Source organism: Hyphomonas sp. FCG-A18, assembly GCF_045287255.1.
GTDB lineage: Bacteria > Pseudomonadota > Alphaproteobacteria > Caulobacterales > Hyphomonadaceae > Henriciella.
In genome coordinates, this window is the sequence record NZ_CP137142.1 from 2,388,678 (window position 1) to 2,408,849 (window position 20,172).

Genomic DNA, 20,172 nt, shown 5'->3' on the forward strand with positions numbered 1-20,172 from the left:
TTTCGCAAAGTCGCAAGTCGATAAGATTACCTAGCCGCTATAAGTATATATACGCACTTGACAATCATTCTCATGTCTTGCAAATGGTTCGCATGATCATTTGTATCTGCCGCCGTATTAATGACCAAGGTGTCCGCGACGCCATTGATGCCGGTGCGCGCAGTCCAGAGGCTGTACAGGCCCATCATGGCTGCGAGTTTAACTGCGGCAAATGCCGTTGCGCCATGGGTGAAATGATCTCTGAAACCGTCGATTCGATGGCGTCAGAACACCAGCTCATAGCCGCAGAATAGCTTCGCGATTCGCGTTTCCTCCTACGCCCCATCCTCTTCATACCCAACGAGCCGCAAAGGCCGGGCCTTGCGGCCTTCCAGTTCGGCCCAACGCACCAGCGCATCCTCGCGACCATAGGTGATCCATAACTCTTCCGGATTCACATCGCGCACGGTCTGAGTCAGCTCATCCCAATCGGCATGGTCAGACAGGATCAGCGGCAACTCGACCCCGCCCTGCTTGGCCCGTTGACGCACGCTCATCCAACCACTGGCAAAAGCCAGAACCGGATCAGGAAACCGCTGCCCCCATTTATCGACAAAGGCCGAAGGTGGCCCGATGACAATCTGCCCGCGGAACATCTCCTGTGGTCCGCGTTTCCCCTCTGGCATTGTCGCGCTCTCCAGCGGCCCAAGATCAACGCCAAGATCCTGATAAATCGCATTCAGCTTCTCGACCGCGCCATGGGTATAGATTGGGCGATCCCATCCCGCCTCACGCAGCAATTTGATGACCCGTTGCGCTTTGCCCAAGGAATAGGCCCCAACCAGATGCGTGCGCTCTGGAAATAGGCGTACACTGTCGAGCAGCTTGGCAATCTCTGCGCGGTCATCCGGATGGCGAAATACGGGCAGACCAAAGGTCGCCTCACTGATGAAGACATGCGCATCTGAAACCACTTCAAACGGCTGGCAGGTCGGGTCAGAGCGACGCTTATAATCGCCTGTATTGACGATGCGCAGCCCCTTCCAATCGACGATGACCTGCGCAGAGCCAAGGATATGACCCGCTGGCACCAGCGTGATCCGCACCCCATTGATCTCAATCGTCTGCCCAAATGGCAAAGGCTGGCGCGTGGCGGTAAAACCCTCGCCATAACGTGCCGCCATGATGGCCAGCGTATCCGGTGTTGCCAGAACTGCGCCATGACCAGCCCGGGCATGATCGGCATGGCCATGTGTGACGACAGCCCTATCCACCGATCCACGCACCGGATCAATGTAGAAATCCCCCGGCGGACAATAAAGCCCTTTAGGTGTGGGGTGCAGTAGAAGGTCAGGCCGGATCATTGCCATAGAGATAGCCAACCTGCCAAAGACATAAAGCGGCCACTGTCAGGCAGCGAGAAACTCTGGCACAAGGGCCAGATGATAAGCGAAGGTCCCTCTATCTGGTCTGTCAGTGACGGTCGCGCCGGCAACGCGGCGCAGGTTCGCGCAATTGTCGCAGCGCTGCACGCACCTGACCGCTGGGGGAATCTGGCTCATATCAATGGCAACGCTCACCATGCTGAGCCCATCACCCTTACGCCTCGCGCGCCATGGACATGGCTCCCCGGCACCAGCTGGCCCTTCGCTAAAGCGGCCCTGCCAGAAGACCAGAAAGCCCTACTCACCCCACCCTGGCCAAACCTGTGGATCGCCGCCGGACGGCGCAGCGCACCCTATACGCGCTATGTGAAGCAACAGAGCCAAGGCAAAACCCTGACCATCCAGATACTCGACCCGAAATCTGACCTGTCAACTTTTGATCTGATCATCACGCCGGAACATGATAGCTTGAGCGGGCCTAATGTGATCACAACCATTGGCTCCCCCTCACACTTTTCAGCCACCGCGATCGCTCAGGCCCGAGCAGACTTTAGCCAACTTGCCGGACAAAGCTCCAAAAACGTCATCATCATACTCGGCGGGGATTCCAAAACCCACCGCTTTACAGACAGTGCGGCTGACAGATTGATCGCACAACTCCGCGCGCTGGCGGCGCAAGGCTGGTATTTGCGGATCACAACATCCCGGCGTACGCCTGAAAGTGTTGCGCAAAAAATGCGGGCACTCGCTGGCGAGCTTGGCGGCGACTTCTGGGCCACCCCGAAAGATGGCCCCAACCCCTATCTTGGCTGGTTGCTGCACGCACAGGCCGCCATCGTCACCGAAGATAGCGCCAATATGCTTTGTGATGCGGCCTGGCATGGCTTGCCCGTGCATATGGCAAAGCTTGAAGGCCGCGCGCCGAAATTTGATCGCCTGCACCAAAGCCTGATCGATAGGGGATGTGCACGCTGGTTCGAGGGCGAGCTTGAGAGCTGGTCATACGAACCCTTGCGCGAGGCTGATCGCGTGGCTGATATCATTGTTGAGAAACTACTTGAGCGGTTTCCCGCCTAAAGGCGCGCCTCATGGCTGATCGTTTCAGCCTCAACCTGATCAGTTTCCCAACACCAGGCTTCCGGGCGGTCCATCAGGGCGCGGACCAGTTTGTTATTCATCGCATGACCCGGCTGCCGGGCTTCATAGATCCCGGCAATCGGGCCACCGGCCAGCATCAGGTCACCAACCGCATCAAGCAGTTTATGACGGATAAACTCGTCATCGCTGCGCAAGCCTTCCGGGTTCATGATGGCATCGCCGTCAATCACGACTGCATTGTCGAGGGATCCACCACGGGCCAGCCCCATGGCTTGCAGCATCTCAACATCGCGGGCGAACCCAAAGGTTCGCGCAAAGGCAATATCACGCGCAAACAGACCGGGCAGCAAACGCATTGACATTTGCTGTGTGCCAATGGCCTTGCTCTCGAACTCAATCTTGGCGCTCAGGGTCAGGACATTGTCAGTGCTTGGCGACAGTCGCGCCCATTTCACGCCGTCCTCAACCTCAACCGTTTCCAGAATACGGATACGGCGGCGCAGGCTGTTCTGAACCCTAATTCCAGCCCCCAGCATCAACTCGCAGAAAACTGCGGATGAGCCATCCATGATTGGGACTTCAGGGCCATCAATTTCAACCAGTAAATTGTCCAGGCCAAGCCCGGCACAAGCCGCCAGAAAATGTTCAACGGTTGCGACGCTTGCACCGTCTTCTCCGCTCAAGGTCGTGCCGAGCTGCAATTCTGTGACAAGATCACCGCGGGCAGGAATAGGCGCTGTGCCGTCCATATCCGTGCGCAGAAAACAAATCCCAGTCCCTGCTTCAGCTGGCTTGATCACCATCCGTGCCCGCGCGCCGCTATGAACGCCCACACCAGCACAAATAACCGGATGCTGTATTGTCGATTGATACTCTACCTGAGACACGCGCACTCTCCTTGAAACGGTATAGAAACGACTGTGCGCCTCAATCTCAACACAAGCTGTGTTTCGTTTTGTTACGACAAAGCCGCCCTCCATCGGAGAGCGGCTTTTAAACTTTATGAAAACAGATGGTTACGTGTTTGCAGAGCGTCTCAGGAAAGCCGGAATTTCAAGATCGGCATCATCAAACGCAGCAGGCTTTGGATGATCATCCGGAGACGAAATAATCGGCTCTGGAGTCTCTTCATTATCAGCTTGCTCAACCGCATCCCGGCGCCAGCCAAACAGATTTGAGAAACCCGCCGGGCTGTCATCGCTCGGTGATGGACGCTTCCCAAGCGCAGCATCGGCCGAAACTGTCTCAGCCCCCTCCTGACGCGGCATATGCGCAGCAGGCAGATCACGGCCACGGAAGTCCGGGCGTGTATCAGGCTGCGGCTCAACCGGCGTGGTCGGAACAGGTGCAATCTTGGTCACAATGGAAGGGGTTTCTACGGCAGCCACGGTTTCTGCGGGTGCAGGTACAAGCTCAGCCGTCTCCATATCTTCAAGACCAGCGGCCACAACAGAAACGCGGATACGACCTTCAAGCTCTGGCTCAAAGGTTGAGCCCAGAATAATATTGGCGTCGTCGTCCACCTGACGACGAATCTCATTCGCTGCTTCATCGAGCTCGAACAAGGTCATGTCATAACCGCCAGTGATATTAATCAGAACGCCTTTGGCCCCTTTCAGCGAAATATCATCGAGCAGCGGATTATCAATCGCGCTGCGGGCGGCTTCCATGGCGCGGCCTTCGCCTTCACCCTCGCCCATACCCATCATCGCGGTCCCCATACCCTTCATGATCGTGCGGACATCGGCAAAATCGAGATTGATCAGGCCCGGCATCACCATCAGGTCAGTAATGCCTTTAACCCCGCAATACAGAACATCATCAGCCATGCGGAACGCTTCAGCGAATGTCGTACGCTCATTCGCAATACGGAACAGGTTCTGATTAGGAACAACGATCAAGGTATCAACCGCGGCGCGCATCTTCTCCAGCCCGCCATCAGCGGTCTTCATACGGTGCGTACCCTCAAAGCTGAATGGCTTGGTGATCACCCCAATGGTCAGGATACCGCGATCATGGGCAGCCTTGGCAATAACCGGCGCAGCGCCCGTGCCTGTGCCCCCGCCCATACCAGCCGCGACGAAGACCATGTGGACCCCATCGAGCACTTCATTGATATCTTCCAGAGATTCTTCGGCAGCGGCTTCGCCAATTTCAGGTTTTGCGCCTGCGCCGAGACCCGATGTCGTCTCAAGGCCCAACTGAATACGATTTTGCGTCTTCGACCGTGTCATGGCCTGCGCATCAGTGTTTGCAACGTAGAACTCAACGCCCTGCAAGTTGGATTCGATCATGTTATCGACGGCATTACCACCTGCACCGCCAACGCCGATCACGACTATCCGTGGTTTGAGTTCTGTCGTCATACTACACCGCCTTAAATCTACGCGCCTCGGACCAATAAAGCGTAGAATGCGGCAGTTGACCTAAAAGACAGTTAAAGGAATCCGAGTGTCCTCAGAAATTTTCACGGATCCACTTTAGTATCTTCGCAACTACTCCACGCTCGGTCGGCCGTCCGGCCAGTGCCGCCGCTCCGCCAGCCCGCGAAGCATCAGCAAACCCCTTCAGCCGGTAGCTTATCAGACCTGCGGCTGTGGAAAAGGCCGGATGCGCGTAATTCTCGCCTAAAATGTCAGCATCGACCGGGCGTCCGAGGCGTACAGGCTGTTGTAATGTGTGCGCAGCAAGGTCGCGAACCCCTGCCAACTGGCTGGTTCCACCCGTGAGTACGGTCCGTTTCGGCAATATTGGGCGCAATTCACTGCCCTTGAGTTGTGCCCGGATCAGCTCAAAAACTTCCTCAACCCGAGGCAGGATAATATCGCACAGATCCGCCCGGCTCATCTTTCCAGCCGTCAAACGCCCATCATCGCCAAGGCGCGGCGCTTCGATTCGCTCGGCCATGCCCGGTCCTTGCGGGTCAGCACTGCCATAAACGGTCTTCATGCGCTCAGCCGCAGCAAAGGTCGTGCCCAGCCCTTGCGCGATATCGCGTGTAACATGACTGCCACCGACCCGGATCAGATCCAGCCAGGCCGGCGCTCCGTTCAGGAAGACCCCAATACTGGTAACCCCTGCCCCGACATCGATACAGATCGCACCATTGTCGATCTCATCCTCGATCAGACAACCAGAGCCACTCGCCACTGCCGACGGGACGATCTGTTCAATCTGCAAATGCGCGCGTTGCACACACTCCTTCAGGTTCTGGACCAGACTCTTCGGCGCACTGACCACATTCAGCAGAACCCGCAAGCGTGAACCGATCATACCGGCCGGGTGACGGATATCATCCTCATCATCCACGCCATACATAACCGGATACGCGCCCAGCAGTTCACGATCCTCCAGCGCGATGGTCTGCATCGCTTCGGCCCAAACCTTTTCAACATCACGCGGGCTGATCTCATGCTCAGAGAACTCGATCTGAGCCTCAGCGAGGCAGCTCTCGACCTTTGGCCCGGTAATCCCCAGAATGACCCGCTCAACCCGCTCACCAGCTTCACGCTCGGCATCTTCAACCGCCAAACGGATAGACCGCTCCAAAGCGTCCATATCGGTGATCTTGCCGCCATCAAAGCCACGGCTCTGCTGGCGACCACCGCCAATCAGGGAAAACCCTGCGCGGCTGCCCGGTTCAATCCGGCCGATCAGACAAGCAATCTTGCTGCAGCCAATATCCAACGCAGCGACAAGACTGCCGACTTTGCCAACCGATTTAAGACTGCTGCGGGACTCCAGTGTCGACATCAGGCAGCCCCTTTCTCTGTTTGTCCGGCCAGCGGCGTCAGAACCATCTGGTCCTTCACGCGCAGATCAATGGCCGCAAGGCTTCTGGACAGCAGCTTTCCGCGCTTATCCGCTTCACTTAACTGGCGCACGACGTCGCTCAGCCGCTCATCGGTTGGCAAACGCAGGATCAGCCCGGACTTGAGCTTTAAGTCCCAGCGGCGACTGGCCACACGATGGGCAATCTCAATTTCGCTGGTCAGAGCGCCCTGCCCGATCAAGGCCTGCTCCAGTGCTGGCACCGCTTCAGGTGCCCCAATTCCGGTTGTACGGACCAGAGCAAGGTGATCACTGGCTTTCTGGCCCGGCATCTTGCGACCAAGGCTATCAATCACAGCCCAGTCCTGACCATCATGCCAAAGGGCTGTCGGCTGCGCCGCATCAGCACGAATGATCACCGTATCGGGCCACATCCGGTACACGTTCACTTGTTTGACGAGCCCTGTGTCTTCAATCCGCTTGCGAATACGGTGTGGATCAGCGCGGAACATATTTTCACCCTGCTCAATCATCGCTGCGGTTCGCACCGACCGCGCAGTCGCAGGCACATGCTCAAGGCCAACAACTTCGATGACTTGTACGGACAGTCCGACAGAGCGCGCTGAGGCATCCATGGCCCCGCCCCAGCGTTTGCCAACTTGCGACAGCGATCCACCGAGCAGCGCCGCCCCGGCCACAATGATCGCAACGACCATAACCAGCCCAAAAATCACCGATGAAATCTGGTTCGCCTCGCCATAAACCTCAGGCTCAGGCGCAGCTTTGCGACCCTTTACCTTTGGCATGATGCATCCTCAATCATCCAGACCACCAGTTCCTCGAACGACATGCCAAGATGCGCGGCCTGCTCTGGAACCAGAGAGGTCGGCGTCATACCCGGCTGTGTATTGGTTTCGAGGATCACCAGTCTGTCCTTTGCTTCGTCAAAACGAAAATCAGAGCGCGACACCCCGCGGCAACCGAGCGCCTGATGCGCGATCAAGGCGGCTTTCATCGCCGCATTTGTCACGCCATCTGGCAGATCGGCTGGCACCACGTGGCGCGAGCCTCCATCTGCATATTTTGCATCAAAGTCGTAAAACTCTCTTAAGGTCGTGATTTCAGTGACAGCGAGGGCGCGATCCCCCATGACCGCCACGGTCAGCTCCCGCCCGGCGATGTATTCTTCCGCCATCAGATTATCGCCATACTGCCAACTCTGACCCATGACTTCGCGCGCCGGGCCATTCGCCCCCTCCCGCACGAACAAAACCCCAAAGCTGGACCCTTCATTGACAGGTTTGACCACATAAGGCGGCTTCAACGGATGGGCTGCGGCAACTTCCGCGCGCGTCACGGCAACATCCTTGGCCACATCCAAACCATGTGCGGCAAACACCGTTTTGGACTTGATCTTGTCCATCGCCAGCGAGGACGCCAACACGCCAGAATGGGAGTAAGGAATGCCCAGAACCTCAAACACGCCCTGAACACATCCATCCTCGCCCCACGGCCCATGCAGACCATTCAGGATCACATCAGGCTTGATCTCGGTTAGCTGGTTGGCAAGGTCACGCGTTGCATCCACATCGACCACATCATAGCCAGCCGCCCGCGCCGCTTCTGCCATCGCCTGACCAGAGACGAGCGAAACCGGGCGCTCTGAAGACCATCCACCATAGACAACCGCAACGCGTTTCATGAGTATAACTTTCGTTTGGAACCTCTAGGTTTCGCAGGATCATGGTTGATGCGGCGTTAAAGAGGCTTCCACAAGGCAATATCCCGGTGCCGGAAAATACCTTCATTACATTTCGCTAATCTCAAAATTAGGGGTTGATACGGATAGTTACACATGTAACACGATGCCGTATTGGATTTTCTACCCTGTGGAGTACCCACCATATGAAATACGCTTTCCTCGCCGGCCTCGCTGTCTGCATTCCCCTGACCGCAGCACCCCAAGACGCCCTGGCTGGCGAGGAATCCACACAAGGGCAAACCTTTGTCCCGGCTGACTTTGAGCGCTTTGCCCCACGAACCGCCCTCGACATGGTCAGTCAGGTTCCTGGCTTCACAATCTCTGGCAGTGATGGCTCCAGAGGGTTCGGTCAAGCTCAAGAGAACGTCTTAATTAATGGCCGCCGGATTTCAGCAAAGTCCACCAGCGCTCGCGATGTCCTGGCTCAGATCCCAGCCGAGAACGTCCTGCAGATCGCTATTGTGGATGGGGCCAGCCTCGACATCCCAGGCCTGAGTGGTCAGGTCGCGAATGTTACAACACAGAGCACAGCGCTTTCCGGCACCTGGACCTACCGCCAGCGCTACCGCGAAAACCTTCGCCCGGTCTTTGACTGGTTCGAGATCAATATGAACGGCGAAAGAGGCGACATTAAATGGCATGTCAGCCTCGAATCTGAACCCGGCCGCGGCGCCAATGCCGGGCGCGAAAACATTCGCGATGGCCTTGGCAACCTGACTCAGTACCGCGAAGAAGACTTTACCAGCCACCGCACCTACGTAGAAGGCCTGGCAGGGATCGTTTGGGAGCCAGAAAGCGGCGCTGTTGCCAATCTGAACGCCAAGTATGCGATCTTCGAAAACAACGATCAGGAATTCAGCACGCGCTTTGATCCAGATGGGACAGAAATTGCGCGCAGCCTGTTCAAATTCTCTGAAGATGAGTGGAACAGTGAGGTCAGCGGTGATTATGCGTTTGATCTGGGGCCGGGTCGCCTGAAGCTGATCGGGTTACAACGCAACGAGCACAGTCCGACCATCTCTGAATTTCTCTTTGACCCTACAGAAGGCACCAATTCTGAAGCCTCGATCTTTGAACGCACGGTCGATGAAAGCGAGAGCATCCTTCGCGGCGAATATAGCTGGCAAGGCGGCAATCAAAGCGATTGGCAAGTCTCCCTTGAGGGCGCGCTAAACACACTCGACAGCGAAGCAGCGCTTTTCGAGGGCCCGAGCTTTGCCACACTGAGCCCAATTGGGATTGATCCGCCGGAAATATCGGTTGAAGAAGAACGCGCTGAAGCCTTTATCACCCATGGTCGACAACTCTCTCCAAAACTTCGTCTACAAACCTCCCTTGGCGCTGAGTACTCCGAAATCACATCCGATGGCCCCAACGGTCAGACCCGAAAGTTTACACGACCCAAAGGCTCAGTCTCCCTTGCCTGGGAAGCCAGCGACAGTCTAACCGTGAACACGAAATTCTCACGTGAAGTTGGACAACTCAACTTCTTCGATTTTGTCTCAAATGTCGACCTTGATGACGGCGATGATCAGTCCGGGAATGTCGACATTGTACCGGACCAGACTTGGCGTCTGGAAACTCAGTTTGAGAAAAACTGGGGAGATTGGGGCGCAGCGACGCTAACGCTTTATGGCGAAGAGATCGAAGACATCGTTGACCAAGTACCGATTGGTATGGGCGAAGGCCCCGGTAATCTCGACAGTGCCACACGCTATGGTTTTGACCTCGCCGGCACATTGCAGCTCGGCAAGCTCGGCATTGAAGGCGCGCAAATCGAGTACGAATACGAGTATCGCTGGTCTGACGTCGATGATCCGGTGACTGGCGACAGCCGCCGCATCAATGATGACAAAATCCGCTTTTACTTTGTCAGTTTCCGTCACGATATTCCGGGCACAGACTGGGCCTACGGCATCAATTTCGAGAGCTATTTTGAATCCCCGACCTTCCGCTTAAGAGGCATCAATCATTATGAGGAAAGCCCGCCCTTCGCTTGGGCTTTCATAGAACACAAAGACCTGTGGGGCATGACGGGAACGGCCTTTATGGGCAATATATTCGATACGGATAATGAGTTTACGCGAACGCTTTACTCAGGTGGACGGACAGGAGCAGTTACCCGTGTCGAAGATCGCGCGCGCAATTTCGGGCCGATCCTGACACTGCGTCTGAAAAGCTCATTCTAGGCGCTCAGCATGTAATGGATGGGTCAAGGTGAGCGTGTTTCCCGAAACCCATCCCCGCAATCGATACATCCTGCCCGGTTCAGCATTGCAAAAAGCAGACGCACTTTGCTCAACCCGCACCCGCAAGCGCGCCGCCTCTACTGACCAAAGACACGCGATATCCTCAGCTGGCATGCGCATCTCCAGCCGTGCGCCAATGACCATGAAGCCGCGTGCCTCCGGTCCGATCTCATCCGCCGCCATAACGGCATAAGCGGGCTGCCCCCACAGACCCAGGCCATCGTCTCTGGCAACTTGTTCCGCCGCCAGCAGGTCAGCACCACGCGCAGCTGTATCCGGGTAAAGCCGCACACGGGCCGCCCCCTGCTTGACCAGTTCCAGATTGACCCAAATCTCAGGGCCAGCCGCGTCAAGGGTGGCGACATGCGCCAGCGCCCGGTCATAGCGGTCGCGTGTCAGTCCGGGATAGTAAAGCTGGACCTGTCGCCCCAACACCATGTTTTCCAGGGCCCGAGCCGCTTCCTCAGCATAAGCATCAGGCTCCCCCCTCCGCCGGTTGAGAACCGGTGCCTCGATCCCGACCAGGCGAACACTTTGCCCGGTATTGAGAACCAGCGCATCACCATCAATCACCCGAACAACCCGGCCCTGCTCCCCCGGTTCCATATCCGGAAGTGGCGTGCTCTGCTCACACGCCAGCAATGAAAACATCAAAACCCCAAATAACAGTCGCAAAAAGAAAACCCCAGCCAAAGGACTGGGGTTGACTATAATTCAGAACCATTGGGTGAAAAGCCAATGAACAGAACTCTTTTACTTTGGGTGACAGATCACCGGCATCCATGTGTAGCCCTTCACGAAGGCTCCGGATGTCAGGCTTGGCTCATCCAGCACTTCAATATGACTGAACCGCTCCATGATCTCTTCCCAGAGTATGCGCAGCTGCAACTCACCCAGACGGTTGCCCACACAACGGTGAATCCCGAAGCCGAAGGACAAATGGTTGCGCGCCTGTTTGCGATCAATGATCAGACGGTTCGGATCTTCATCCCAGAACCGCTCGTCGCGATTGCCTGAGACATACCACATGGCGATCTGGTCGCCTTTCTTGATCGTCTGGCCATGCATCTCAACATCTTCAAGCGCGGTGCGGCGCATAAAGGCCAGTGGAGTCTGCCAGCGGATGACTTCAGAGACCATATTCGGGATCAGGCTCGGATCAGCCTTCAGCTTGGCATATTCCTCAGGGAACTTGTTCAGGCCATAGACCGACGCTGACATCGAATTCCGTGTCGTGTCATTGCCACCCACGATTAGCAGGATGACATTACCCAGCAGCTCCATCGGCGCCATGTCACGAGTCTTTTCTCCATGCGCCAGAAGGCTGATCAAATCATTGCGCAAAGGCTCATTCTGCTTTTTCTGGTAAATGCCCATAAACGTGGTCAGGCATTCCATAAGCTCGGCGCGCCACTGCTCTTCCCCGCCGGGGCAAATATCCGGATTGTCACGATTGGTTGAAATGTCAGACCAGCGGGTCAGCTTGCGTCTGTCCTCAAACGGGAAGTCAAACAGTGTTGCCAGCATCATTGTGGTCAGCTCAATGGACACTGTGTCGACCCAGTCAAACGGCTCGCCAACCGGAACGCTATCAAGCAAGTCCTGTGTCCGTTTACGGATCAGCGGCTCAAACTCCTTGAGCATGTTCGGGGCAACTGCAGGCTGAACGGTTTTGCGTTGCTCGGAATGCTTGGGCTCGTCCATCGCGATGAACATTGGCAGTTCAAAATCTTCAATCGGCTCCCCCAGCACGATGCCACCATGCTCCCAGCTTGAAGAGAAACGCTTATGATCAACGTCAATCTTCATGACATCCTCATAGCGGGTGACAGACCAGAATGGCCCGACAAAGCTATCCGGGGTCCAGTGCAGCGGCGCCTCATCGCGCATCCGCTTGAACCGGTCCCAATAAGCCCCTTGCCGCCAGATTTCCGGGTCAGTGATATTCAACTCATCAATCGGCACATCATAGGCCCCCGGTGGGGTCTCATTAAACTCCAGATAGCCCGGATGCATTGGCTCCCGCGCAGTAATCTTTGGACGCTCCAGTCCATGTGGAATTTTGGTGAGTGTGTCTGCCATCGGTGCCTCCATAGCGCGGTCTGTTTGCCGCTTAATCCTGACGTCGGTGTCAACTTTAGCATAAGCGAAACCAAAAAACCATGACGCATGCGTCACTTTTTTGATTTACGTTGAGTAACGTTCGCGCCGAGCATTTTGGATGGCTCGCTCAAGCGCCTGCTTCAGGCTTTTACGCTCATCAGGGGTCAGAAAGCGTCCGATAATCCAGGCTTGCTGGCGATAGGCAATCTGTAGCTCACTCGGCGCTCGTTCCGGACATTCCAGATGGACACGGGCAAACGCGGTTGGAATTTCTGCCTGACGCAGCTTTCGCCCGGGCTGGTCATGTTCCAGCTCCACCCGATCAGCCGTCACCCGAACGCGCGTCACCTGCTTCTGGCTGCGCTGGCTCCACCGAAACGCCAGATAAATAGCCAGCGCATCAACTCCAAAGAACCCAATGACCGGGAAAGCCCCCATGGATAAAAACATCAGCCCAGCCAGAAAGCTGACACCCCCGACAATGCTCATCACAACCACAAAAGCTTTCGGGCTGAGCGAGCGGTTCGGTGTCAGGACAGCATCAAAATAGATTTTGTTCTGGGTCGGCGGCATAGGTAAAGTATAGCAGACAATTACGTAGTTTCCACAGGGGGCCTTGCGTCGCACCCCATGCGCTCTAAACCTCACACGCATGGCCAACTCGACGACTCAGACAAAACGCAAACGCGCGCCCAAGACCTTTGGCAAAGTGAAGGCCGCTGAACTTTACGCGCGTCTCGCCGAAGATCGCCCCGACCCTCATACAGAGCTTGAATTCGTAAATCCTTACACGCTGGTTGTCGCCGTAGCCCTGTCCGCGCAGGCAACCGATGTCGGCGTCAACAAAGCCACGAAAGACCTTTTCAAGATTGCTGACACGCCAGAGAAAATGCTCGCGCTCGGGCTTGAAGGCGTGGAGCAGCACATCAAGACGATTGGTCTATGGCGCAACAAGGCCAAGAATGTCATCGCGCTCAGCCAGATGATCCTTGATGAGTTTGAGGGAAAAGTTCCGGAAACCCGCGATGAACTGGTGCGCCTACCGGGTGTTGGCCGCAAGACCGCCAATGTCGTCCTGAACGAAGCGTTCGGGCAGCCCACCATTGCTGTCGATACCCACATTTTCCGCGTGTCTAATCGCACCGGCCTTGCCCCGGGCAAGGACCCGGATCAGGTCGAAGCCAGCCTCGAACGCACGACGCCAGATGAATACAAGCTTGGCGCACACCACTGGCTGATCCTGCATGGCCGCTATACCTGCGTCGCGCGTAAACCGAAATGCTGGGATTGCGTGATCTCGGACCTCTGCCGCTTCAAAGAGAAAACACCCGATCCGGCGAAGACTTCTTCGCTCGGCCCCAAGAAACCCATAACCCGCCAGGCTTAGGCGGCCACCCGGTCCGAGGGGCGATTATGGTCAATCAAAGTCTTGATCGCGACCAATATATCCGTTGATGAAACATCAATGATCAGATCGGTGATTTCCTGCTTCAGGATGTCGAGATGCCGATCGCTTTCAAGGCGCGCATACTGTTCGACGCTTTCAGGAAGAAGGTCGAGTACGGAACAATCCAGTGCTGCCGCAATCTGTGCCAGCATGCCCCCGGACAGACGAAGCACGCCCGCTTCATATTTATGATATTGTTGCGATACGATGCCGAGCTTTTCGGCAATCATCGCCTGTGTAACCCCTTGCTGCAGACGGACCGATTTGATCCGCTTTCGCAGCGCTGTGTCGATATTCGACACTTTCTGGGCGTGGACCTGTTTGTCTGACACCTGCGCTTCCTTCTATATCAGAGCCAAGCTGGCCCAGAATTTCCCCACCCACACGCACACCCAAGGCGAATATATCTATAATTTCTAATTTAAGTTGTTTTTTGGTTTAAAACTAGTGAAAATCGAATTTATTCTCTCGATTGGCCTTATATCTCAATGATGACAACAGATACGCGCGCTAACCAGATCGATTTCAGGTCGCATAAGAGGTAGAAATAGCCGCGTGATAATAAAACGGCCGGCACCCCAAAGGGGTAACCGACCAAGGTGTGAAGCGGGCGGGCTTCATATGGTCTATGAACCAGGTTCAATTTGGTTCCAAAAAAGTTTGGAGCTTTATCATTCTATTTTATTGCTGGGCCGCAGCGACTGTTCAGGGCTGTTACTACGCCTTCTCATGCGCAATGCATTTTTTCAGCTCAATCTCGATCAGGGCAACCTCCGAAACCGCTGCCTGCCTCTGTGCCTTCAGTTCAGCAATCTGCGCGGTATAGGCCTGGTGCTGTATCGCATAGAGGCTCAAATCCTCCACCTGGCCGACTTTAAGCTCCAGCGCCTGCTGCAAGGTCTCAATCCTTGTATCAATATCCGCAAGCATGCCCTGCGCCCGGGTCAGCTGACCCAGAATTTTTGCCTTCTTCAAGGCCCGCAAATCCTCATGACTGATAGCTTTAGCTGGCATTACCCGTCCCTCCCCGACATGGCCCCGCGAATGCGGTCAACATACTGGATGGCTGCCGCCACCGCAGCAAAATGCTCGGGATGAATCTCTTCATCAATTTCAACGGTGGCATAGATGGCCCGCGTACTGGGCGGGTCGCGATAGATCGGCACCTGATGGGCAATCGCAATTTCACGAATTTTGGCCGCGAGGTGATCGACACCCTTGGCCACGACGACCGGTGCTTTCTGAGTTTCAGGGTCCCATTTCAGGGCGACCGCATAGTGTTCCGGGTTGACCATGATCACGGTAGACGTCTCCACATTCTTCATCATCTGACCGCGCGAAATCTTGGCACCCTTTTCGCGTCTTTGCTGTTTAAGCAGCGGATCACCCTCACTCTGCTTGAGTTCCTTCTTCATCTCCTCACGCGTCATTTTCAGGCGATTGGCGTGCAGGCGTTTCTGGATCGGGAAGTCAATCGCCGCGAGGATGAACTGGAAAACAGCAAACGCAATAATCAGCTTTAGCACCTGCTCGAAGGCGAAATTGCCGATCTGATCGGTTTGCAGGGCGCTCGCCCCGTAATAGTCCTGCGCAAAATTCAGAAGAAAAATCCCGGCAATCACCCCGGCAACAATCATCTTTGCCGCATCGCGCAGGAAGTCGATCAGACCTTGCGGACCATACTTCTTCTTGATGTTTTCAACCGGGTTCAGCTTCTTCATTTCCGGTTTGATCTTCTTGGCCGAAAACGCAAAAGCCTGGGTCGCGACAATCACGCCAAGTACAATCGCCACCAAAATTAGCAGCGGACTCATGATCGTCAAAACGATGGCGACCAGCGTGCCGAGCGTCATGTCTCCGCCTTGTTTGAACACATCGGTGGAATAAGCATCAGCGTGATGAAAGAAGCCGAACAGGTCTTTGGCGAGCGCCCCTCCGGCAACAAACTTGAACACGAAGGTAATAACCAGAATACCGATAACCACGGCCAGGCCGGTCATCTCCTTCGACTGAGCAATATTCCCTTCTTCGCGGGCTTGCCGCTGTTTCTGTTCGGAGGCTTCAAATTCCTTTTCGCCACTATCCTCTTCACCTGAATCAGCCATGTCCTACCTCACATCCACGGCACAAAATCAGGCAACCGGTCTTTCCAGACCAGCAGCAGGCTTGTGACCGATACAGTCAGGATAAACACGCCCGCCCCAACCATGAAGGGGGCGCCAACAAAGGCCACCATCAGCTGTGGCATCGCTTTGTTGATGAAGCCGAGACTGATATTGTAAATCAAGCTGACCGTGACAAAGGGCCAGGCAAGATTCAGCGCAAAGTTAAACGCGGCAAAGAAGGCCTCAATCAAAGCCGACAGCTCAATCAGACCATAGCCCCCCATCGGCACCTGCCCATATAGCTGCAGGAAGCCCTCAAACGCGCTGACATGATAATTCGCGGTCAGCAGGATCGCCGCCCCCGCCATGCCCAGCAGGTTCGATGTCAGCGTCTGCGCCTCGGTTTCCAAACCCACGCCGAGGAATTGCGCCAGCCCAATCGACTGGGCCACGATGCTACCCACGATGCTCAAAATCCAGATCGACAGGCGCAGGCTCACCCCAAGACAAAAGCCAATGGCAATTTCACCCACGATGACAGACAGGAAGCCGGCCAGCGGCAGGATTGGAACCGGGGCGACAATTCCCATACTGGTAAAGGCCAGCGACAGGGACAGCAGCACCAGAACCCGCACACGGACCGGGATCACCTGCTCACCAATGCCGGGCAACATGAAAATCAGCAGCGACAGCCGCGCCATGACGATAAAAAACTGAGACCCGAAGAGCGAGAGCGCGGCCCAACCCATGGGCTCCACCAACATCAGACCACTCCGACAATCTGCGGTTTAGCTTTCGGGTTCACTTCCTCATAGGCCAGCACGGCATTGCGTACGCCCTTACTGGCCAGAATGGTTTGCACGAAACGGCGGCGACGCGATGAAGTCGCAACCGAAGCCACGATCCCCTGTTGAGCGGATTCATTCAGCTTGTTCTGCAACCCATTGATCAGCTCACCAAACAGTTCCGGCGGCAGGGCAATATCTGATCCGCCATCTGTCTTGACCTCATACTCGGCAAAACGCTGTTCCCAGGCTGAGGAAATCTGCACCAGTGGCAGCCGCCCCTTATTATCCTTCAAGCGCTCAACAATCTGGAAAGCCAGACGCTGACGCACCAGTTCCACGGTCTGGGTCAACGGCATGCCATTGGTCTTGGCTTCAGCTACGGTCTCGATGATCAGGAAGAGGTTGCGGATTGAAACCCGCTCTTCCAGAAGCGTCCGCAGGACAGCCAGCAGCAACTCGCTCGGCACCTTGCCGGGAATATACTCATCCAGAAAGCGCTGATTGGCTGAGCTACGATCAGGGTCGCTGATACTGGTCAGGGCATCAAGAGTGTCCATCATAACCGGGCGAGTAAAGATCAGAGAGAAGTTTGCCTGGATCACTTCCAGCAAGTGCGTCGCCAGAACCTCAATCGGTTCCACAGTTGGGATACCCGCTGCGCCGAGTTCCTGCTTGCGTGTTCCCGGCAACCAACGCGCCGATGCCTTGTAAACAGGTTCTTTGACATGCTCGCCCTGGAGATGCGGCATGTGATCGTCTTCCATCAGGGCCAGCACATTGCCCGGACGCACAAAGCCAGACTCAATCGTCACGCCCTGAATTTTCAAGCGATACTCATTGGGTTGCAGGATCGCATTATCCGTCATGCGGATCGCTGGCAGGACGAAGCCATATTCTTCAGCAATATAACGCCGGATCTTCTCAACGCGGTTTTCGATCCCCTGCTCCCCCTGCAGGATGACGCCAACCAGATCGCTCGCCACCTCAAGATGGATTTCGTCCGCATAAATAGAATCGCCTATGAGTTTGGGCGCTTCAGGTTCAGCGCCCTCTCCCTCTTCGGCGGTGGCATCTCCTGGTTTCTCCGACGGGATAAACCAGGAGAAAGTCGCCAGTCCCGCTGCGGCCAGCATGAAGGGCAGGAAAGGCAGACCCGGCATCAGGGCAAAGACTGCCAGAATGCCAGAGACGATGAGCAAGACCGGACGGTTACCAACCAACTGCAAGCCAACAGCGCGGTCAATCGCGCCTTCGTCACGCCCCTTGGACAGCAAGAGACCGGCCGCAACCGAAACAATAATCGCTGGGATTTGCGAGACCAGACCATCACCAACCGTCAGGATGGAATAGTTATTGGCCGCTTCTTCAAAGCTCAGGCTATGGGCCGCCAGACCAAACCCGATCCCGGCAACCAGATTCAGAGCCGTAATCAGCAGGCCCGCAATCGCATCGCCCTTAACAAACTTGGAGGCACCATCCAGCGAGCCGAGGAAAGCGGCTTCTTCCTGCTCGCGCTGGCGCATTTGCTTGGCTTCTTCGTGGCTGATCGCCCCAACCGCAAGGTCGGAGTCGATCGCCAACTGCTTCCCGGGCATCGCGTCCAGGGCGAAACGTGCCCCAACTTCTGCCATCCGGCCCGCACCTTTGGTAATCACCATGAAGTTCACGATGATCAGCACGCCAAAGATCACCAGACCGACAAACAGGTTGCCGCCCATAATGAACATCGCAAAGCCTTCAATGACCCCACCCGCCGCATCTGTACCGGAATGACCCTCGCTAATGATCAGCTTGGTCGATGACACGTTCAACGCCAATCGCAGGATCAGTGAAGCCAGTAGGACACTCGGAAAAGAGGAGAAATCCAGTGGCTTCTCAATGAACAGAACCGTCGTAAAAATCAGAATGGCCAGCGCAAAGGAAATGGTCAGGCCAATGTCCAGAATCCATGCGGGAACCGGCAACACCATGACCAGAATGATCACCATCAGGCCAATCGCCATCAGGGAGGTTGAGCTGTTTTCGGAGAAGACTTTGGTCAGGTCCATGATCGATCAGGCCCCAACCAACGGCATGACCGAATTGAAAAAGAAGTCGAGACACACTTGCGTCATGTAGCCAAGCGTCAGGAAGAACACGACGACCACCGCAATGATCTTCGGAATAAAGGTCAGGGTCATTTCCTGAATGGAGGTCAGCGCCTGACCCAGGCCAATCACGAAGCCCAGAATAAGTGTGACAATAAGAATTGGGGCGCCCATCAAAACGGCCGCCCACAATGCTCCACGCAAGACTTCAAAGATTTCGGCTTCTGCCATCCCAATTGCCCCTGCCTATACTGGCATTCTCAACAGTTCCTGATAGGCTTCTACAACCTTGTCCCTGATCGTTACCGCGGTATCGAGCACCAGCTCCGCATTCGCTAATGCTTCAACCATGGCGTGCGGGTCTGCACCGGAAACCGCCGCATCAATCGCGGTTTTTTCCGCCTGTTGCAGAGTCGCCTTAAAGTCCGCCACGCCTTCTGCGATGACATTCTTGTCTTCGGTTGGCTTGACCGCCTCTGTGCCCGCCGTTGCAGCCGGTTTAATCGCCTGGAACGCTGCGTACGGATTAACCCCGATCCCCGACATTAAACTTGCTCCTATCGTCTAAGAATATCGAGCAGGGAGGAATACATGGTCCGCGCCTGCTGAAATGAGTTAAGGTTGGCCTCATAGACCCGGCCCGCTTCACGCATGTCCGCCATCTCAACGACGAGAGAGACATTCGAACTGGTCACATAACCAGCATCATCGGCCATAGGGTGCTTGGGGTCATAGACTTGATCCCCCGGTGTCTGGTCCAGCGCCACGAAAGCTGCGCGAAAATCATCAGCAGTGGTTTCCGGCACCAGAATCTTACGCTTGTAGCCTGGCGTGTCAGCATTCGAGATATTCTCCGATGTCACGCCAATCCGCTTGGTCTGGAGCTCCATGCCCGAAACGGCCTGCTGCATCGTTAGCTTAAAAGCATTCATTCAAGCCTCCCTAGCGTCCGCGACCAATGGCTGTGCGCAACAGGTCCAGCGATTTGCTGTACACGGTCAACGCCATATTATGCTGGCCAAACGCCTCAGCAGATTTGAAAATCTCATGCTCAAGGCTGACCGTATTGCCATTCGGGGCCGCTGGCGTGCCCGCATCCATGGTTTTAAAACTGGCCTTCAAGGCGTCTGGCGAACCAGATTGTCCGACGCGCGCCAGGTAATCCTGAAAACTCTCGACTTCCTGTGCCTTATAGCCAGCCTCGCCATAGCGAGACACATTTTCGGCGCTGACCCGTTGCGATTCCGCCGCATGCCGAGTCATGGCACTATACAGTTTCAGAACCTCAAGATCGGTAATCATGAAAAAAATCGCCGTTTTTGTTAACCTTTCCCAAAACATGGGAGAATAGGCTAAACAAAGTCTTAATGCCCGAACGGTTGCCCTTGATGATAACGC

At 55.6% G+C, this 20,172-nt stretch carries 22 protein-coding genes; 4 read left to right on the forward strand and 18 right to left on the reverse strand.

The window, feature by feature from the left end:
• Nucleotides 1-83 precede the first annotated feature (83 nt).
• The gene (locus tag RYZ27_RS11855) at nucleotides 84-293 is read left to right on the forward strand and encodes a bacterioferritin-associated ferredoxin (protein WP_406679724.1); all 210 of its coding nucleotides are present in this window, start codon (nucleotides 84-86) and stop codon (nucleotides 291-293) included.
• Between the two features lie 21 nt (nucleotides 294-314).
• Here the strand turns inward: RYZ27_RS11855 and RYZ27_RS11860 are convergent, their stop codons facing one another.
• Nucleotides 315-1,343: a ligase-associated DNA damage response exonuclease gene (locus RYZ27_RS11860; protein ID WP_406681784.1), complete on the reverse strand. Its 1,029-nt coding sequence runs from the start codon at nucleotides 1,341-1,343 to the stop codon at nucleotides 315-317.
• Nucleotides 1,344-1,421: 78 nt separating this feature from the next.
• On the opposite strand from RYZ27_RS11860, the gene RYZ27_RS11865 reads away from it, so the two are divergent.
• The gene (locus RYZ27_RS11865; protein ID WP_406679725.1) at nucleotides 1,422-2,441 is read left to right on the forward strand and encodes a mitochondrial fission ELM1 family protein; all 1,020 of its coding nucleotides are present in this window, start codon (nucleotides 1,422-1,424) and stop codon (nucleotides 2,439-2,441) included.
• Here RYZ27_RS11865 and lpxC read toward each other — a convergent pair.
• From lpxC to RYZ27_RS11890, 5 genes are all read right to left on the reverse strand, one after another.
• The gene (lpxC, locus tag RYZ27_RS11870) at nucleotides 2,438-3,349 is read right to left on the reverse strand and encodes a UDP-3-O-acyl-N-acetylglucosamine deacetylase (protein ID WP_406679726.1); all 912 of its coding nucleotides are present in this window, start codon (nucleotides 3,347-3,349) and stop codon (nucleotides 2,438-2,440) included. The two genes, RYZ27_RS11865 and lpxC, sit on opposite strands and share 4 nt — an antisense overlap.
• Nucleotides 3,350-3,478: 129 nt before the next feature.
• On the reverse strand, nucleotides 3,479-4,828 hold the full coding sequence (ftsZ, locus tag RYZ27_RS11875) for a cell division protein FtsZ (protein WP_406679727.1): 1,350 nt from the start codon (nucleotides 4,826-4,828) through the stop codon (nucleotides 3,479-3,481).
• Nucleotides 4,829-4,919: 91 nt separating this feature from the next.
• Entirely contained in the window at nucleotides 4,920-6,215 is a 1,296-nt protein-coding gene (gene ftsA / locus RYZ27_RS11880; RefSeq protein ID WP_406679728.1) for a cell division protein FtsA, read from the reverse strand.
• Nucleotides 6,215-7,039, reverse strand: a complete 825-nt coding sequence (locus tag RYZ27_RS11885; protein ID WP_406679729.1) for a cell division protein FtsQ/DivIB — start codon at nucleotides 7,037-7,039, stop codon at nucleotides 6,215-6,217. The genes ftsA and RYZ27_RS11885 overlap by 1 nt, the downstream gene beginning before the upstream one ends.
• Nucleotides 7,027-7,935 carry a D-alanine--D-alanine ligase gene (locus RYZ27_RS11890; protein ID WP_406679730.1) on the reverse strand — a complete coding sequence of 303 codons (909 nt, stop codon included), beginning with the start codon at nucleotides 7,933-7,935 and terminating at the stop codon, nucleotides 7,027-7,029. The genes RYZ27_RS11885 and RYZ27_RS11890 overlap by 13 nt, the downstream gene beginning before the upstream one ends.
• A 203-nt stretch (nucleotides 7,936-8,138) precedes the next feature.
• On the opposite strand from RYZ27_RS11890, the gene RYZ27_RS11895 reads away from it, so the two are divergent.
• Complete coding sequence (locus RYZ27_RS11895) at nucleotides 8,139-10,184, forward strand: TonB-dependent receptor plug domain-containing protein (protein ID WP_406679731.1); 2,046 nt, start codon at nucleotides 8,139-8,141, stop codon at nucleotides 10,182-10,184.
• On the opposite strand, the gene RYZ27_RS11900 is transcribed toward RYZ27_RS11895, so the two are convergent.
• The 3 genes from RYZ27_RS11900 to RYZ27_RS11910 form a co-directional block, all read right to left on the reverse strand.
• On the reverse strand, nucleotides 10,176-10,895 hold the full coding sequence (locus tag RYZ27_RS11900) for a thermonuclease family protein (RefSeq protein WP_406679732.1): 720 nt from the start codon (nucleotides 10,893-10,895) through the stop codon (nucleotides 10,176-10,178). The two genes, RYZ27_RS11895 and RYZ27_RS11900, sit on opposite strands and share 9 nt — an antisense overlap.
• A 102-nt stretch (nucleotides 10,896-10,997) precedes the next feature.
• Nucleotides 10,998-12,326: a cytochrome P450 gene (locus RYZ27_RS11905; RefSeq protein WP_406679733.1), complete on the reverse strand. Its 1,329-nt coding sequence runs from the start codon at nucleotides 12,324-12,326 to the stop codon at nucleotides 10,998-11,000.
• Nucleotides 12,327-12,431: 105 nt separating this feature from the next.
• Nucleotides 12,432-12,920, reverse strand: coding sequence for a DUF2244 domain-containing protein (locus tag RYZ27_RS11910; RefSeq protein WP_406679734.1), 489 nt, complete (start codon nucleotides 12,918-12,920; stop codon nucleotides 12,432-12,434).
• A gap of 79 nt (nucleotides 12,921-12,999) precedes the next feature.
• On the opposite strand from RYZ27_RS11910, the gene nth reads away from it, so the two are divergent.
• Nucleotides 13,000-13,734 carry an endonuclease III gene (gene nth / locus RYZ27_RS11915; RefSeq protein WP_406679735.1) on the forward strand — a complete coding sequence of 245 codons (735 nt, stop codon included), beginning with the start codon at nucleotides 13,000-13,002 and terminating at the stop codon, nucleotides 13,732-13,734.
• Here the strand turns inward: nth and RYZ27_RS11920 are convergent.
• The 9 genes from RYZ27_RS11920 to RYZ27_RS11960 all read right to left on the reverse strand — a co-directional run bounded on the left by RYZ27_RS11920 (nucleotide 13,731) and on the right by RYZ27_RS11960 (nucleotide 20,076).
• The gene (locus tag RYZ27_RS11920; RefSeq protein ID WP_406679736.1) at nucleotides 13,731-14,126 is read right to left on the reverse strand and encodes a helix-turn-helix domain-containing protein; all 396 of its coding nucleotides are present in this window, start codon (nucleotides 14,124-14,126) and stop codon (nucleotides 13,731-13,733) included. The genes nth and RYZ27_RS11920 overlap by 4 nt on opposite strands.
• Before the next feature lie 385 nt (nucleotides 14,127-14,511).
• Complete coding sequence (locus RYZ27_RS11925) at nucleotides 14,512-14,808, reverse strand: hypothetical protein (RefSeq protein WP_406679737.1); 297 nt, start codon at nucleotides 14,806-14,808, stop codon at nucleotides 14,512-14,514.
• Complete coding sequence (locus RYZ27_RS11930) at nucleotides 14,808-15,899, reverse strand: flagellar biosynthesis protein FlhB (RefSeq protein ID WP_406679738.1); 1,092 nt, start codon at nucleotides 15,897-15,899, stop codon at nucleotides 14,808-14,810. The genes RYZ27_RS11925 and RYZ27_RS11930 overlap by 1 nt, the downstream gene beginning before the upstream one ends.
• An 8-nt stretch (nucleotides 15,900-15,907) precedes the next feature.
• Nucleotides 15,908-16,663 carry a flagellar biosynthetic protein FliR gene (locus tag RYZ27_RS11935; protein WP_406679739.1) on the reverse strand — a complete coding sequence of 252 codons (756 nt, stop codon included), beginning with the start codon at nucleotides 16,661-16,663 and terminating at the stop codon, nucleotides 15,908-15,910.
• Complete coding sequence (locus RYZ27_RS11940; protein WP_406679740.1) at nucleotides 16,663-18,735, reverse strand: flagellar biosynthesis protein FlhA; 2,073 nt, start codon at nucleotides 18,733-18,735, stop codon at nucleotides 16,663-16,665. Before RYZ27_RS11940 ends, RYZ27_RS11935 begins: the two co-directional genes overlap by 1 nt.
• 6 nt (nucleotides 18,736-18,741) lie before the next feature.
• A complete protein-coding gene (locus RYZ27_RS11945) occupies nucleotides 18,742-19,005 on the reverse strand; it encodes a flagellar biosynthetic protein FliQ (protein ID WP_406679741.1) in 264 nt (87 codons plus the stop codon).
• A 15-nt stretch (nucleotides 19,006-19,020) separates the two neighbouring features.
• Nucleotides 19,021-19,320 (reverse strand): flagellar hook-basal body complex protein FliE, encoded by a 300-nt coding sequence (locus tag RYZ27_RS11950; protein ID WP_406679742.1) that lies wholly within the window; start codon nucleotides 19,318-19,320, stop codon nucleotides 19,021-19,023.
• Between the two features lie 11 nt (nucleotides 19,321-19,331).
• Nucleotides 19,332-19,706, reverse strand: coding sequence for a flagellar basal body rod C-terminal domain-containing protein (locus RYZ27_RS11955; RefSeq protein WP_406679743.1), 375 nt, complete (start codon nucleotides 19,704-19,706; stop codon nucleotides 19,332-19,334).
• Nucleotides 19,707-19,716: 10 nt separating this feature from the next.
• Complete coding sequence (locus RYZ27_RS11960) at nucleotides 19,717-20,076, reverse strand: flagellar biosynthesis protein FlgB (RefSeq protein WP_406679744.1); 360 nt, start codon at nucleotides 20,074-20,076, stop codon at nucleotides 19,717-19,719.
• Between the last annotated feature and the right edge of the window lie 96 nt (nucleotides 20,077-20,172).